Source organism: Lentilitoribacter sp. JB5-8, assembly GCF_055693385.1.
Map to the genome: position 1 here is coordinate 3,073,852 of NZ_CM146332.1, position 13,911 is coordinate 3,087,762.

General features: G+C 45.3%; 13 protein-coding genes. 9 read left to right on the top strand and 4 right to left on the bottom strand.

What is annotated here, in order from left to right; all coding sequences use genetic code 11:
• Positions 1-24: 24 nt before the first annotated feature.
• Positions 25-1,485, bottom strand: coding sequence for a cobyric acid synthase (locus ACZ1GZ_RS15020; protein WP_472665701.1), 1,461 nt, complete (start codon positions 1,483-1,485; stop codon positions 25-27).
• Positions 1,486-1,877: 392 nt separating this feature from the next.
• On the opposite strand from ACZ1GZ_RS15020, the gene bmt reads away from it, so the two are divergent.
• Complete coding sequence (gene bmt / locus ACZ1GZ_RS15025) at positions 1,878-2,912, top strand: betaine--homocysteine S-methyltransferase (protein WP_472665702.1); 1,035 nt, start codon at positions 1,878-1,880, stop codon at positions 2,910-2,912.
• A gap of 16 nt (positions 2,913-2,928) precedes the next feature.
• Here the strand turns inward: bmt and ACZ1GZ_RS15030 are convergent, their stop codons facing one another.
• Both ACZ1GZ_RS15030 and ACZ1GZ_RS15035 read right to left on the bottom strand, forming a co-directional pair.
• A complete protein-coding gene (locus ACZ1GZ_RS15030) occupies positions 2,929-3,606 on the bottom strand; it encodes a ferredoxin (RefSeq protein WP_472665703.1) in 678 nt (225 codons plus the stop codon).
• Between the two features lie 118 nt (positions 3,607-3,724).
• Positions 3,725-5,305 carry a trimethylamine methyltransferase family protein gene (locus tag ACZ1GZ_RS15035; protein ID WP_472665704.1) on the bottom strand — a complete coding sequence of 527 codons (1,581 nt, stop codon included), beginning with the start codon at positions 5,303-5,305 and terminating at the stop codon, positions 3,725-3,727.
• 230 nt (positions 5,306-5,535) lie between these two features.
• Here ACZ1GZ_RS15035 and ACZ1GZ_RS15040 point away from each other — a divergent pair, with 230 nt between their 5' ends.
• The 7 genes from ACZ1GZ_RS15040 to ACZ1GZ_RS15070 all read left to right on the top strand — a co-directional run bounded on the left by ACZ1GZ_RS15040 (position 5,536) and on the right by ACZ1GZ_RS15070 (position 12,283).
• Positions 5,536-6,237 carry a corrinoid protein gene (locus ACZ1GZ_RS15040; protein WP_472665705.1) on the top strand — a complete coding sequence of 234 codons (702 nt, stop codon included), beginning with the start codon at positions 5,536-5,538 and terminating at the stop codon, positions 6,235-6,237.
• A 26-nt stretch (positions 6,238-6,263) separates the two neighbouring features.
• Entirely contained in the window at positions 6,264-6,875 is a 612-nt protein-coding gene (locus ACZ1GZ_RS15045; protein ID WP_472665706.1) for a DUF1638 domain-containing protein, read from the top strand.
• 166 nt (positions 6,876-7,041) lie between these two features.
• A complete protein-coding gene (locus ACZ1GZ_RS15050; RefSeq protein ID WP_472665707.1) occupies positions 7,042-7,686 on the top strand; it encodes an exopolysaccharide biosynthesis protein in 645 nt (214 codons plus the stop codon).
• 247 nt (positions 7,687-7,933) lie between these two features.
• A complete protein-coding gene (locus ACZ1GZ_RS15055) occupies positions 7,934-8,230 on the top strand; it encodes a virulence factor (RefSeq protein ID WP_472665708.1) in 297 nt (98 codons plus the stop codon).
• Positions 8,231-8,281: 51 nt separating this feature from the next.
• Positions 8,282-9,157: a methylenetetrahydrofolate reductase gene (locus ACZ1GZ_RS15060; protein WP_472665709.1), complete on the top strand. Its 876-nt coding sequence runs from the start codon at positions 8,282-8,284 to the stop codon at positions 9,155-9,157.
• A gap of 48 nt (positions 9,158-9,205) precedes the next feature.
• Complete coding sequence (locus ACZ1GZ_RS15065) at positions 9,206-10,156, top strand: methyltetrahydrofolate cobalamin methyltransferase (protein WP_472665710.1); 951 nt, start codon at positions 9,206-9,208, stop codon at positions 10,154-10,156.
• A gap of 84 nt (positions 10,157-10,240) precedes the next feature.
• Positions 10,241-12,283: an ASKHA domain-containing protein gene (locus tag ACZ1GZ_RS15070; RefSeq protein ID WP_472665711.1), complete on the top strand. Its 2,043-nt coding sequence runs from the start codon at positions 10,241-10,243 to the stop codon at positions 12,281-12,283.
• Between the two features lie 50 nt (positions 12,284-12,333).
• Here the strand turns inward: ACZ1GZ_RS15070 and ACZ1GZ_RS15075 are convergent, their stop codons facing one another.
• Positions 12,334-12,540, bottom strand: a complete 207-nt coding sequence (locus ACZ1GZ_RS15075) for a cold-shock protein (RefSeq protein WP_472665712.1) — start codon at positions 12,538-12,540, stop codon at positions 12,334-12,336.
• Between the two features lie 448 nt (positions 12,541-12,988).
• Between ACZ1GZ_RS15075 and ACZ1GZ_RS15080 the strand changes: the two genes are divergently transcribed.
• A complete protein-coding gene (locus ACZ1GZ_RS15080) occupies positions 12,989-13,909 on the top strand; it encodes a GlxA family transcriptional regulator (protein ID WP_472668321.1) in 921 nt (306 codons plus the stop codon).
• Positions 13,910-13,911 lie beyond the last annotated feature (2 nt).

A 13,911-nucleotide genomic window follows, 5' to 3' on the forward strand; every position in this document is an offset into this window, starting at 1 on the left:
TGTCAATCAAATTCACACGCATTGTTACTTGTGAGCAGCAATATCCAAAAGCTGATCAAAATCGACCAATTTTTCCAGCTCATTGGCCAGTTCATTTAATGCATCATCGACCAATTGCTCATAATTGGCTTCAGAACTTGCAATTCCGTGCGAGGTGAGAAGTTTGTCGCGAAACGCATCTGAGGTAAATAATCCATGCAGGTAAGTGCCGATGACTTTGCCGTCACAGCTGATCGCACCATCTTTATTCCCGTTGATAACCGAAAAAGGACGTTCGCAATCCACGCCCGACGTTCGGCCAATGTGGATTTCGTAACCATTGATGCGCGCGTTAAAGATATTGGTGTCCGCAATCACATTTTCAGTGATCTTTAGCGGCGCCATTTCAGTTTCAATATCTAAAAGCCCAAACCCATCGATTTCATCCAGTTCACTTTCAATATGTTCAGGATCATAAATCTTACGTCCCAGCATTTGATAGCCACCACAAACACCGATGATCTGCCCACCCCGATTAAGATGCTCTTGAAGCGCTTGCTGCCAACCTTCGCGTTTTAAATAATCAAGGTCCGCAATTGTTGATTTTGAGCCTGGCAAAATCACGATATCCGTATCCTGTGGCAAGCGCTCACCAGATTGGATATATTTAATATTCACATTGTCCTCGACAACCAACGGATCAAAATCATCAAAATTGGCAATACGAGGCAATTTAGGAATGGCAATTTTCAGCAGCCCGGAATTCGATTGAATAAGATGATCGAGCGCAACAGAATCTTCAGGTGGCAATTTACCAACAGCCTTGAGCCAAGGTACAACGCCCAAGCATGGCCAATCGGTAAAACTCTCAATCGCCTTGATACCATCGTCAAACAGCGTCACATCGCCTCTGAATTTATTGATCAGATAAGCTTTGATCATATCCCGATCATCATCAGGCAAAATGGTATGCGTGCCAACAATGGATGCAATCACCCCACCGCGATCAATATCGCCAATTAAAACAACAGGTACATCGGCTTCACGCGCAAAGCCCATATTGGCAATATCCCCTGCCCGAAGGTTAATCTCCGCTGGTGATCCTGCGCCTTCAACTAAAACCAAGTCGCAGCTTTCTTGCAGTTTGCGATAACTTTCAATCACCGCTTCCATTAATTGCGGCTTCATTGATTTATATTCGCGCGCCTTTGCGTGACCACGAGACTTTCCATGCACCACCACTTGGCTGCCAATTTCAGATTGCGGCTTCAATAAAACAGGGTTCATATGAATTGATGGTAGTACGCGCGAAGCAAGCGCCTGTAACCATTGGCCACGACCAATTTCGCCACCATCATCGGCAACAGCTGCATTGTTAGACATATTCTGTGGTTTAAACGGCATAACGTTAATACCGCGGTTAGACGCCAAGCGGCAAAGACCGGCGACCAGTACGGTTTTGCCAACATCAGAGCCTGTCCCTTGAAACATAAGTGCTTTTGTCATGGCAATTTCACTAACACCGAATTTTCAGCAATGAAACGATGAATTTGATCCACCAAAAGAAAAACCGTGTTGTTCAATTAAGAACAGCACGGTTTTTTAGCCAAGTTACGCGGCTCTACAAAAATACGCTTGTAGTAACATCACTTCGGTACGCAGTACCTAATCCGAAGAGAGCAAATTTGTTGTTTGCTGAATATCGTTTTACAGCAACATCGTTACCGGAATGTTATTGAAAGCCTAACCGTTTATTAATTTCGCGTTTTTTTTGGTTAATTCTGAAAAAAAGTGAAATCGATCATTTTCACATAAGCTAAGAATGTTATTGCAATCACATAAAGATATGCTTATATCTTGAAATCAAATTCACTCCGTCTTTTCCCAAGGTATAATTCATGTCAGTTCAATCCAATCCAATTACGGATCTCATTGCCGAAAAAGGCGTCCTTATGGCGGACGGCGCAACAGGCACTAACCTATTCGAAATGGGTCTTGAATCAGGTGATGCACCTGAACTCTGGAATGAAGACTCTCCTGAAAAGATTGAAGCGCTCCATCAGGGCTTTGTTGATTCTGGCTCTGACATTATCTTAACGAACTCATTTGGTGGCTCTCGGCACCGTTTAAAACTTCACCACGCTCAAGATCGCGTTTTTGAGCTGAATAAAAAAGCTGCTGAGATTGCTTGCAAAGTTGCCAAAAGCGTTGATCGTCGTGTGATCGTTGCTGGCTCTGTTGGCCCAACTGGTGAGCTTTTAATTCCGCTTGGCGCATTATCTTATGAAGCTGCCGTTGAAGCCTTTGTTGAACAGATCGAGGGTCTAAAAGCCGGTGGTGCAGAAATCGCTTGGATTGAAACCATGTCAGCGGTGGATGAAATCAGAGCAGCAGCTGAAGCTGCGGTTAAAGTTGGCTTGCCTTATGTCTACACAGGTTCATTCGACACAGCAGGTAAAACAATGATGGGCCTTCACCCTAAAGACATTCACAATGTTGCCAAAGATATTGGCGATGGCCCCGTAGCTGTTGGTGCAAACTGCGGTGTGGGCGCCTCTGACATCTTAAGCTCTTTATTGGATATGACAGCCGCTGACCCAGACGCATTAGTTGTCGTAAAAGGCAATTGCGGCATACCAGAATTTAAAGGCACAGAGATCCATTATTCAGGTACACCGCCACTAATGGCTGATTATGCACGCCTTGCCATTGATGCTGGCGCTAAAATTATTGGTGGTTGCTGTGGTACATCATGTGAGCATTTGGTTGCTATTCGTGAAGCCATTGATCAGCACAACCAACCTTCAGACAGCATTGAAAAACGTCCAAGCGTTGAAGAAATCATTGAGCGCATTGGACCAATGAAAAACAAAATGGCCGATGATGGTGCAGACGCTGCACCACGCGAACGCCGCGGTCGTCGCAGAGGTTAGAGCTTAGTCTACCATTTTAGAACTTTCGAAAAGCCCTCATGTGAAACTTCATCTGAGGGCTTTTATATTTGTAGTCTTGACCATAAGGACAAGAGTTTCGCGCTGAACAACCATCCGTCATGCAGCTCGCCTCTCCCTCTTTTGTGTTCAAATAACTTTGACACTCTGAATATAAAAAAGCATCACCACTAAACGCATCCACCGGACATGCTTTTAAGCAGGGGTTATCTTCACAAGTCGCGCAAAGATCCAATGCCGGGTTATCACGACACGCAAAATCGAGCTTTTCTTCAAATGCGATCGCACCGCGATAGCCATGCCAGGTACCGAAATCTTCGCTAATCAACAAATTGATCAAAGATTTTGAAAGCAATTCGGATTCAAGCGCCCAATTTTGAAACGGATAATAAGGTTCATCGGAGGGAAATACTGCTACGCCTTCGTACTTTTTTGCAAGCGGCTTTATGATCTCTTTTGACCAAGCATCAAGAGGATGTTCTAGCTCTCTATTTCGATCGCGCGACCACCAATTTTCAAAATGATCCCAATTCTCGCCACCGACATGGCCAATAAGCGCGACACAACGAGCATCTAAACCTTCAATTGGTGTAACCTCATCAAAGACCTTTACACCGCGAATTCGAAGGCCAAACGCTGATAATTCACGATTAATATCCTCGGTATGATCAGACATAGGACCAGCTCAATCTCTAGTCACGTTTATACCGGCGGAAAACCGTGCCCCAAACACTATCGTGAATTTGGTTTGCTACGTTAATTTTTCCGCCTGCCTCCCTAGCTACGGGACCCTTTCAAGTAAAGGCATCGGGCATGGATTGCTTTTTATCCTCGATAAACTTTTTAAGTTTCGTATCAATATCAGGATCAAGGAATGGCGCTTTGTAATTTTCAAGCCAATTACGACAAAGCGCATTAGCCCGCACCTGGACAGGTTTTTCACCTTCAACTTGCCACTGCTCAAATGAGTTATTATCAGCAACAGTTGAGCGGAAGAATGCTGTCTGAAAATTGGCTTGCGTGTGATCGCAGCCCAAGAAATGACTTCCCGGACCAACCTCAGTGATCGCATCCATCGCTTGTTCGTTTTCCGTTAAGCTCACACCTTCAGCAAATCGTTGCAACATGCCCAATTGATCAACATCGATCATAAATTTCTCGTAAGAGCTGACCAATCCGCCTTCGAGCCATCCAGCGGCATGCAAAACAAAGTTGGTTCCAGCCATCAATGAAGTATTGAGTGTATTCGACGTTTCATGAGCCGCTTGCGCATCCGGAACTTTTGAACCACACAAACTTCCACCCGTTCTGAAAGGCAGGTTCAATCGACGTGCAAGTTGCGCAGCACCATATGAGATCAGTGAAGGTTCCGGCGTTCCAAAAGTTGGCGCGCCAGATTGCATTGAAATCGAAGCCGCAAAAGTGCCAAAAACCACGGGTGCACCCGGACGCACCATTTGTGTCACCGCAGCACCGGCCAATACTTCGGCCAGCACTTGTGCCAATGTACCCGCAACAGTCACCGGGCTCATCGCACCAGCCAAAATAAATGGTGAAACGATACAAGCCTGATTGTTAGCGGCGTAAACTTTAAGCGCACCCAACATTGTATCATCAAATACCATTGGCGAATTGGCATTAATCAAGTTGATCACCACGCAATTCTGATCAACAAATTCCTCACCAAAGAGGATCTTGCACATATCAACAGTATCTTGCGCACGTTCAGGCGCAGTTACTGACCCCATAAATGGTTTGTCCGAATAGCGCATATGCGAATAGACCATATCAAGATGGCGCTTATTCACCGGAATATCGACCGGTTCGCAGACTGTTCCACCTGAATGGTGAATGGATGGTGCTAAATATGCGAGTTTTACAAAATTGCGAAAATCTTCAATTGTCGCATAACGGCGTTCGCCTTCCAGATCACGGACAAATGGAGGACCGTAAACAGGTGCAAATACAGTTGAATTACCACCAATTTCGACAGATCGTTCTGGGTTTCTAGCATGTTGGGTAAAAACTGCAGGCGCGGTTTTTAATAGCTCGCGGCACAACCCTTTTGGCATGCGAACGCGTTCACCTTCAACACTAGCCCCCGCATTGCGCCACATCTCGAGAACTTCGGGATCATCTCGAAACTCAATTCCGACCTCTTCTAAGATGCGATCAGCATTAGCTTCGATCGTTTGAAGACCGGCTTCATCTAGAACTTCATAAGGAGGTAAAGCACGTTTAATATATGTGTTTGACTGACCCGGTCCGCCGCCTTCGCGAGCAGCCCTTCGAGCAGCTGCACCACCTCCGCGCGCGCTCCCACGCGAACGGGCACGACGTGATACTTCTCCCAAGTTTTCACCAGTTTCAGACATAGCAATTCCTCGTCATAAATTATCTATCAATATAAGACGAAAAAAACAAACAAATCATTCTCCCCACAGCGGCAAATCGTGGCGCAAGCAGAATAATTACTTTCAAAACGACATTGCGGTCGCATGCAAAAAAAATCGCGTCGTTTTTAACGAATATTTTGCAAAAATTGTGCAATAGCTTTAAGAGATGGAAATAGCAGTTCGCTAAACAATTACAGAGGTTTCGCACCATGTCTGATGAAGAAGAAATCATCCTATCCGAGTTATCCGATGACGAACTCGTTTTGCAAATGCATGACGACCTCTATGACGGTCTAAAGGAAGAAATTGTCGAAGGCACGCAGATCCTTTTAGATCGCGGCTGGGCACCTTATGACGTTTTAACAAAGTCCCTCGTTGCCGGCATGGCAATTGTTGGTGAAGACTTCCGCGACGGCATTTTGTTTGTGCCAGAAGTGCTGCTTGCAGCGAATGCCATGAAAGCTGGAATGGGGCTGTTACGTCCGCTTCTAGCTGAAACTGGTGCACCAAAACTTGGTAAAATGGTTGTCGGCACAGTTAAAGGCGACATCCACGACATTGGTAAGAACCTTGTGGGCATGATGATGGAAGGCGCCGGCTTTGATGTTGTCGATCTTGGCATCAATAATCCAGTGGAAGACTATCTTGAAGCGCTTGAAAAAGAGCAGCCAGATATCTTGGGCATGTCAGCGCTATTGACCACAACCATGCCATATATGAAGGTTGTGATTGATACGATGGTGGAAAAAGGCATCCGCGATGACTACGCAGTCATTGTTGGTGGTGCGCCACTCAACGAAGAATTTGGCAAAGCCGTTGGTGCTGATGCTTATTGCCGTGATGCAGCTGTTGCTGTTGAAACAGCAAAAGAAATCATGGCCCGTAAGCACAATTCTGCAGCAGCTGGCTAAACCAACCTGCTATAAGAGGTGATCGTATGAATGATCACGCTACAACAAAACCAATCCGCGTTATCGCGTGCGGTGCTTTGGCACGCGAAATCTTAGCTGTGAATGAGCTTAACGCGCTCACACAGCTGGACGTGAAATGCCTGCCCGCAATTTGGCACAATCATCCTGAGAAAATTGCACCAGGCGTAAAAGAAGCTATCAAATCTGCACGCGAAGAAGGCTTTGAACAGATTTATGTTGCCTATGCTGATTGCGGTACTGGCGGCTTACTTGATATTGTGTGCGATGAGGAAAATGTCGAACGAATTCAAGGACCTCACTGCTATTCATTCTTTGCTGGAAATGATCTATTCCAGAAAAAATGGGATGACGACATGACATCCTTTTTCCTCACTGATTTCCTCGCTCGACAGTTTGATACCTTTATCACCAAACCCTATAAATTGGACAAGCATCCTGAGCTGATTGAGATGATGTTTCATCGCTACACTAAGCTCATTTATCTTGCACAAACAGAAGATCCTAAACTGCAAGAAGATGCAAAACGTGCCGCTGAATTTTTGGGGCTAGAATATGAATATCGTTTCACCGGCTATGGTGATTTGACGACGTCTTTGGTTGATGCTGCGCAAAACTAACCAGCTCAATAAAGACAACGCTAAAAAGCGGCATTTTAATAAAAGATTCACGTAGATTTTAAGATCCACGCCTTAAACTAATAATTTACCATCCCAAATAACCAGTTTCTTAGTCATTTCATGGTCATATAAGCCAAATATAAAAAAATATAATGAGGCGAAATTTATGGATGTGGCGTTGACAGGCGTAAAAACAAAAAAGGCGGAAATTCCAGTAACAAACTCTTCGGGCGAGCTTTCCCAAGTCCTTCAGGGATTAGCGGATAAAGCCGGAGAAAAGGTGAGTGTGAGTGAGATTTGCGCAGCGCTTGGAGACCGATCATTCGGTGCATTTTTGCTAGTCTTCTGCATCCCTAATTTGGTGCCATTACCGCCAGGATCCTCAGCAATTCTAGGCATTCCGCTCATCATTATCGCATTTCAAATCATGGCTGGACATTCAAAGGTTTGGTTACCTAAAAAACTCGCAAATTACAGCTTAAGCCGCGAGAGTTTTCAAAACATGATTGCCAAGATAAATCCGCACCTTAAAAAAGGTGAGGCATTGGTCAAACCGCGACTTTGGCCGGTCAATCAGTTCATTTGCGACAAGCTATTTGGCTTCTTTACTTTGATCCTTGCAATCGTTGTAACAATCCCTATTCCGATGGGAAATTGGCCACCAGCATTTGCAATTGCATTTTTAGCTGCCGCATACACAAAAAGAGACGGTTTATTTTTAGGTATCGGAGCAATTTTAGGACTTGCTTCCTTGATACTTGCAGGATCCGTTGTTGTTGGCGCTATCTATTTGTTTTTTCACATCGTTTAAGAACCTTTGAACTTAAAAAAACAAACAACTTAGCTGTCAATTCTCTTCGATTTATATTTAAAAATTGGGCTTCGGTCCAATTTTTTTGTTTCATCTTGCCAAATGCTCCTATATCCCCTTCCTGCCTGCGACCCAATCACGTTGATACGCAACGGATTCGGAAGTCGCTTTTAGTATGATTTCGCGTCGCAAAAAGTAACGCGGGTTCACATATTTCGAGGCAGATTGATTGATAAGGAGATTGGCCATGGCTAATTGTATTACAGTATATTGGAGAGACATCCCGGCGCAGGTTATCGTCAAAAAAGGTCGCAAAGCGGCTAAAAGGGAGTTATCCTTGCGTTTCACTGAAGCAATTGACATGTGCGCAATGCGAACAGGAGCTGCCGAGAGCGAAGACTATCTCGCTGAATGGCGTAAAGGAGAACCTGTTTCAGTTTCTGATGATCTTGAGTTGGAAGCCGAAAATGCGGCCAAGGCTTTAGAAGAGAGTTATGACAAAGAGCGCCTAGTTGCGCTTGTAAAGTCTGAGGGTCGTGAATAGGGAAATTTGCGACACTTGGCTTTTTAATTCCGGAAACGGAGGAGCTAATCGATGTTACGCAATAAAATACCGGCTTCTATTGAAGTATCTCCAAAACAAGTTTTGGATGCTGACACCCTAATTGGTAAGTTTCCGCCCCTCACCCGCGTCTATATCACCGACGTCGGTACAGATACCACTGACACGCTCGTTGCCGCGGCTAAAAAGGTGACCGAATCCCGCTATCGTGCGGTTCCACATTTTGCTTCGCGCCGCCTAACAACAAAACAGGCGCTTGAGACACGTGTGAAGCGCATGACCCAGGAAGCTGGTGTTTCTGATGCGCTGATCATCGGTGGCGGCTTGGATAAACCGAATGGCGAGTTCACCTCCACTATGGAAGTCATCGGCACAGGTTTTTTCGATGCAAACGGAATTATGAATATCGGTGTCGCTGGCCACCCAGAAGGTTCGCCTGATTTTTCAGATGAAGTTGCGTTGGAAGCATTGCGACTAAAGCAAGAATTCAGCAAACGGTCAGGCGCTGAATTGCGAATCGTAACTCAGTTCGGTTTTGATGCTGAAAGCTTTATAAATTGGGCAAGTGGCATTAAAAGCGCTGGTGTTGACCTGCCAATCCATATTGGTGTTGCAGGTCCTGCAAAAATCACAACATTGCTCAAATTCGCAGCAATGTGTGGCGTAGGCAATTCGATGACATTCCTGAAAAAACGTTCAAATGCACTGCTAACACTAGCCACTGGCTTTGATCCTGAAGAGGTCGCGCGTCCTTTAGAACAGCATTGGCTGGGTACGGATGGGACACCGGTTATTGACCAAATGCACGTATTTCCTTTTGGTGGATTGAAAAAATCAGCAGAATGGCTTGAATCTCGCGGCAGTTGGGATATAAAGACATCTTTATATCTTAATGTCGTAAACGGATAATCACGTCCTCGCGCATTTATTTTGGATTGACTTGAAGGAATTAGATTCATGACACGCACAATTGTGGCCTCTGCAACGAAAGAAATCATCATCGGTTTCGACCAACCATTTTGCGTGATTGGCGAGCGCATTAATCCAACAGGACGTAAAAAACTTGCAGCAGAAATGGTTGCCGGCAACTTTGACACTGTCAAAGCCGATGCGCTAGCGCAAGTAGCTGCTGGTGCAACAATGCTGGATGTGAATGCAGGCGTCACAGCTGTTGACCCAAACGAGACTGAACCGCCTCTGCTCGTAAAAACACTAGAAATGGTGCAAGAACTTGTTGATGTTCCGCTTTCAATTGATAGCTCCGTGACCGCAGCGATTGAAGCAGGCCTGCAAGTTGCTAAAGGTCGTCCGCTGGTTAACTCAGTAACGGGTGAAGAGGAAAAACTTGAAGCCATCCTACCACTGATTAAAAAATACGATGTACCAGTCGTTGCGATTTCAAACGATGAAACAGGTATTTCCGAGGATCCAAATGTGCGCTTTGAAGTCGCCAAAAAGATCGTCGAACGCGCCGCTGATTTTGGTATTAAACCAGAAGATATTGTAGTGGATCCACTCGTAATGCCAATTGGCGCCATGGGAACAGCTGGTGATCAGGTCTTTAAACTTGTGCGTCGTTTGCGCGAAGAACTGAAAGTCAACACTACATGCGGCTTGTCAAACATCTCATTTGGCTTGCCACATCGTCACGGTATCAATGCAGCCTTTATCCCTATGGTGATCGGCGCTGGCATGACGTCTGCCATTATGAACCCATGTCGCCCGCAAGAAATGGAAGCTGTCCATGGTGCAAACGTGCTAAATGGCACAGATGCAAACTGCCAAAACTGGATCATGAATTACCGTGATCATAAGCCAGCAGCACCTGGTGCGCCAGCGGCAGATGTTGCACCAGCAGCAACGGGTGGACGTCGTCGCGGTGGTCGCGCTGCACGAACATCAGCTTAATTAGCACTCAATATTGACAACAGTTTCAATTTGATAACTGTTGTCAATCATGCACAACCCGCATCTAATTTAGCGAAAGCCATAATGACTGATCATCTCGTTTTATTCATGCCATCGGGTAAACGTGGACGCTTCCCAAGCGGCACACCTGTTTTGGATGCAGCGCGCCAATTGGGCGTTTATGTTGAAAGTGTGTGCGGTGGACGCGGTATTTGCGGTCGGTGCCAGATAGATACCCAGTTTGGTCAATTTGCAAAACACGGTATTACGTCCACAGCGGACAGTATTTCTGAACTTGGTGCAAAAGAAGTGCGCTACGCAGAAAAACGGGATTTAAAAGAAGGTCGCCGCCTTTCATGTTCGGCACTTATTTTAGGTGATCTGGTTGTTGATATTCCGCAGGATAATATCATCAATGCGCAAGTTGTTCGTAAAGATGCAGACACCCGTGTTATTGAACGAAATCCAGCTATCCAAATGTGTTACGTCGAGGTTGAAGAACCTGACATGCATAAACCGCTTGGTGACATCGATAGACTTCTGACTGCGCTTGAAAAAGATTGGGATTTATCAAATATCGTCATCGACACCCATATTTTAGCATCCGCACAATCTATCCTGCGCAAAGGCAAATGGGCTGTCACTGCAGCCATCCATCACGATAAGGCTACACAAAGCGCGCATTTGATTGCGCTGTATCCTGGGCTAAAAAATGAAGCCTATGGCATTGCTTGCGATATTGGTTCGACAACAATAGCGCTTCACCTTTCATCTTTATTGTCAGGTTCAACCTTAGCCTCATCAGGAACATCAAACCCTCAGATCCGCTTTGGTGAGGATCTTATGAGCCGTGTCTCATATGTGATGATGAACCCAGACGGCCGTGAAGCCATGACTGAGGCTGTGCGCGAAGCACTCAACACGCTCATCCAGAATGTTTGCGATGAAAGCGGAATTGATCGCAATGATATCTTAGACAGTGTATTTGTCGGCAATCCGGTGATGCACCATCTTTTCCTTGGTATCGATCCAACAGAGCTAGGTGGCGCGCCATTTGCACTTGCAGTATCAGGTGCGGTCGACGTTAAAGCCAGCGAAATTGGCATTAATCTCAATAAAGGTGCTCGCACCTATATGTTGCCCTGTATTGCAGGGCATGTAGGAGCTGACGCGGCAGCTGCAACGCTAACCGAAGGACCACATCGCCAAGATGATATGATGTTGATGATCGATGTCGGCACGAATGCTGAGATTGTGTTAGGCAATCAAAAGCGCACTGTTGCAGCATCATCTCCAACTGGCCCTGCATTTGAAGGTGCTGAAACATCTTGCGGGCAACGTGCTGCACCAGGCGCCATAGAACGCATCAGAATTGATCCTGAAACACTTGAGCCGCGCTATCGAATTATTGGAACAGAACTATGGTCTGATGAAGATGGTTTTGAAGAAGCGGCAAAAGAAACTGGAATTACAGGTATTTGTGGCTCCGGGATAATCGAAATCATTGCTGAAATGTATCTCTCCGGCATTATCACAGAAGATGGCGTGATCAATGGAGATCTTGCTGCAAAGTCAAATCGTGTATTTTCCGATGGACGCACTTTCTCCTATCTTATCAAAGACGGCGAACCCAAGATTGTTGTTACACAAAATGATGTTCGGGCCATTCAGTTAGCAAAAGCGGCACTTTATGCTGGGATAAAACTGTTAATGGATAAACAAAACATCACATCGGTTGATAAAATCGGTCTGGCTGGCGCATTTGGTTCATTTATCGATCCAAAATACGCCATGGTGTTGGGTCTTGTGCCAGATTGCGACATCGATCACGTAAAAGCAGTTGGCAATGCGGCCGGTACAGGTGCCCGCATGGCCTTGCTTAATCGCGATCATCGCAGAGAAATTGAACAAGCTGTTCAAAATATCGAAAAGATCGAAACTGCCCTCGAGCCTGATTTCCAAGGTCACTTTGTCAATGCAATGGCATTTCCAAACAAGATTGACCCATTCCCCAAGCTTGGAGAAATCGTTAAGCTCCCTGAACGTTCTCAAACAACAGATAAAGAAGAAAACGCATCAGCGCCCACATCCCCGCGCCGCAGAGGCGGTCGAAGACGTGCACGTTAAAAACCCAACGGCCCAGTAAAAACCGTTGGGCTTAAAAAGTCAGGTTAAGATTACAAAAGCTGCAAGGAACCTGCAGCTGATCTTCCATTTCGACCTTCTTCAATTTCATATGAAATTTTCTGGTTGTCTTGCAACTCAGTCAAGCCTGCTGCTTGAACGGCTGAAATGTGTACGAATACATCAGCACCACCTTCATCAGGGGCAATAAAACCGTATCCCTTTGTTGCATTGAACCACTTAACTGTACCGGTAGCCATAGCTAGATCTCCTTATGACGGCCAATCAAAACAGAGCAACAAAAACGATTGCACCCTGCTCGCAATCGGTGCTTCCTCCTGCGATCTTGGGTGCCTATGGCGGGTAACGATCTTGAAAAGAATTAATTGCGTGTAAAATAAATGAGACAATTAAATTAAAATTGCAAGTAATGAATTATCACACCCGTGCCACCAAAAGTTAGTTTTAGGCGCGTAAGGCACTGTTTTTTATGTGTTTTATATAATTTATCGCTATTCGAAAAAATGATTAAATTTCATTATCTTTTCTATAATCAATGGAAAATATTCGCTGGAATTTTATAATTTTCAGAGTAAAGTCAACCTAAGATAATTCAGTTTGCGACATCCGTGTGACACGAATACAGGAGGATTTTGCTTGCAGGCCGAAACAAAAAATTACGTCTTCTTTTTGGTTGAAGAATTCTCAATGATCGCATTTAGCATGGCCATCGAACCATTGCGAATTGCCAATCGAATGGTCGGTCGCGAATATTATACTTGGCGATTAGCAAGTCTTGATGGCGAAGCTGTAACAGCATCGAACGGCGTTGTTATAAACGCTGACACTTCTTTAAGCGAAGAACGTCGCGCGCTCCTGGGTGAGCAGCGGCCGGATATGATGTTCATCTGTTCAGGTGAAAATGTTGAGAAATACAATGACAAGTCTATGCTCGCCTGGGTGAGAGAAACATTTAATCGTGGTGTCGCGGTTGGAGGGATGTGCACAGGTGCCTACATCCTAGCTAAAGCTGGAATTTTGACTGGTAAAAGTTGCGCCATACACTGGGAAAATCTAGCAGGTTTTAGCGAAACCTTCCCAGAAATCGACGCATGCGCAGATCTTTATGAAGTTGATGGAAATCTGCATACATGCGCAGGCGGCACCGCCTCTCTTGATATGATGTTATCACTCATTGGTGATCATCATAATGATGAAATCGTAGCCCGCGTTTGCCAAGGTGCCATTACAGACCGTGTGCGTAGCCCCAAGGATCGGCAACGCCTCCCACTTAGAGCGCGGCTGGGTGTGCAAAATTCCAAGGTTCTATCGGTTATTGAATTTATGGAGGCAAATTTAAGTGAGCCACTATCGCTGGCTGATATAGCGAAAAAAGTTGGCTTATCGCGTCGCCAGATTGAGCGTTTATTTAGAACTGAAATGGGACGCCCACCAGCGCGGTATTATTTGGAAATACGGCTTGATAGAGCGCGGCATCTTTTAATGCAATCAAGTCTGCCAATTGTTGAAGTCGCAATTGCTTGTGGTTTTATCTCTGCATCGCACTTTTCAAAATGTTATCGTGAGACTTACCATAAGTCTCCTCAACAAGAACGTGTTGATCGATAAGA

Bases quoted from the DNA above. Each gene is read 5' to 3' on its own strand.
- ACZ1GZ_RS15020 (WP_472665701.1), bottom strand. From the start codon at position 1,485: ATGACAAAAGCACTTATGTTTCAAGGGACAGGCTCTGATGTTGGCAAA.
- bmt (WP_472665702.1), top strand. From the start codon at position 1,878: ATGTCAGTTCAATCCAATCCAATTACGGATCTCATTGCCGAAAAAGGC.
- ACZ1GZ_RS15030 (WP_472665703.1), bottom strand. From the start codon at position 3,606: ATGTCTGATCATACCGAGGATATTAATCGTGAATTATCAGCGTTTGGC.
- ACZ1GZ_RS15035 (WP_472665704.1), bottom strand. From the start codon at position 5,305: ATGTCTGAAACTGGTGAAAACTTGGGAGAAGTATCACGTCGTGCCCGT.
- ACZ1GZ_RS15040 (WP_472665705.1), top strand. From the start codon at position 5,536: ATGTCTGATGAAGAAGAAATCATCCTATCCGAGTTATCCGATGACGAA.
- ACZ1GZ_RS15045 (WP_472665706.1), top strand. From the start codon at position 6,264: ATGAATGATCACGCTACAACAAAACCAATCCGCGTTATCGCGTGCGGT.
- ACZ1GZ_RS15050 (WP_472665707.1), top strand. From the start codon at position 7,042: ATGGATGTGGCGTTGACAGGCGTAAAAACAAAAAAGGCGGAAATTCCA.
- ACZ1GZ_RS15055 (WP_472665708.1), top strand. From the start codon at position 7,934: ATGGCTAATTGTATTACAGTATATTGGAGAGACATCCCGGCGCAGGTT.
- ACZ1GZ_RS15060 (WP_472665709.1), top strand. From the start codon at position 8,282: ATGTTACGCAATAAAATACCGGCTTCTATTGAAGTATCTCCAAAACAA.
- ACZ1GZ_RS15065 (WP_472665710.1), top strand. From the start codon at position 9,206: ATGACACGCACAATTGTGGCCTCTGCAACGAAAGAAATCATCATCGGT.
- ACZ1GZ_RS15070 (WP_472665711.1), top strand. From the start codon at position 10,241: ATGACTGATCATCTCGTTTTATTCATGCCATCGGGTAAACGTGGACGC.
- ACZ1GZ_RS15075 (WP_472665712.1), bottom strand. From the start codon at position 12,540: ATGGCTACCGGTACAGTTAAGTGGTTCAATGCAACAAAGGGATACGGT.
- ACZ1GZ_RS15080 (WP_472668321.1), top strand. From the start codon at position 12,989: ATGATCGCATTTAGCATGGCCATCGAACCATTGCGAATTGCCAATCGA.